This is a genomic window from Cardinium endosymbiont of Culicoides punctatus (assembly GCF_004354815.1).
Taxonomy (GTDB): Bacteria; Bacteroidota; Bacteroidia; order Cytophagales; family Amoebophilaceae; genus Cardinium.
Genome location: NZ_QWJI01000048.1, coordinates 1 through 1,030, shown reverse-complemented (window position 1 = coordinate 1,030; position 1,030 = coordinate 1). Strand labels below are relative to the sequence as shown.

The following is a 1,030-nucleotide window of genomic DNA, read 5'->3' as shown; positions in this document are numbered from 1 at the left end:
CTATGTCAAAATAGGAATCATCAATATTCTTAGTTAAGAAAGTAGGCGTTCCTGAATTATACCAATAGTTGTTTAGTTTACCATGTTTTAAAAATTTTAGTGTAGACCAAGGATTATATACGGAAACAGAAATGTGATGTTTTTCAGTGGTATCTTCTTCATCGGTATCTTCTTCAATAGAAAATTGATACCCATTATACTTAGAACGCATCTTGTTTACAAATACATCTCTGCTTACTCTTTTTCTTTTTGCTAATTCATCTATACGTTTGATATAGGCAGAACCTTCCTGTAATAAATCTTCTTCTCTATAACCAGCTATAGTTTCATAATCTTGATCTAAAGTAATGTCATCTAAATTATTAGGACCAGATTTACATTCTTTAAAACAGTAAGCACTAACACCTGTGACAAATTCTAATTTAATTTTATTATTATCAGAAAGGGTTTTAATCTCAGTTAGAAAATCCCGTACAATTAAACGATTACTTTCTTTTATAATTGGATCTGATTGGTTAATAAATGTAGCATCGTATTCGTCTACTAAGACTACTATTTTATTAGCATAACCACTTAGATTTGTCATATTTTTAACAAGGTTTTCCAATCTTGATTGAAATGTATCACCTGTTATAGTCAATTTATAATCTGAAGCAACATCTTTTAGTTTGTCTTCTAAATATAATATAAGATTATCAGGTGTTATATTACCTTTTCCTCCAAAGTCCACTCTAATCACAGGGTATTTCTTCCAATCATAACCAGAATTATAGATATAGCAATCTTGAAATAGTTCTTTATTTCCTTTAGCTATTGCTTCTAATGTGCTAACAAATAATGATTTGCCAAATCTACGGGGACGGGAAAGAAAGATGAATTTATTAACACCAGACATTAATTTGTAAGCATGATCCGTCTTATCTACATAATACTGCGTAGATAACATTTCGGTGGTGGTACAAATATATGATGGGATAAAAGACTGACATTGAGGATTTTCCACTATATTTGATAAAAAACGGCTAATTTT

1 protein-coding gene is annotated in these 1,030 nt (G+C 29.8%); it reads right to left on the bottom strand.

The features are described 5' to 3' along the window. On the bottom strand, window positions 1-1,003 hold a 1,003-nt coding region (locus CCPUN_RS04160; protein WP_165941958.1), incomplete at its 3' end, for an AAA family ATPase. Window positions 1,004-1,030: the final 27 nt, after the last annotated feature.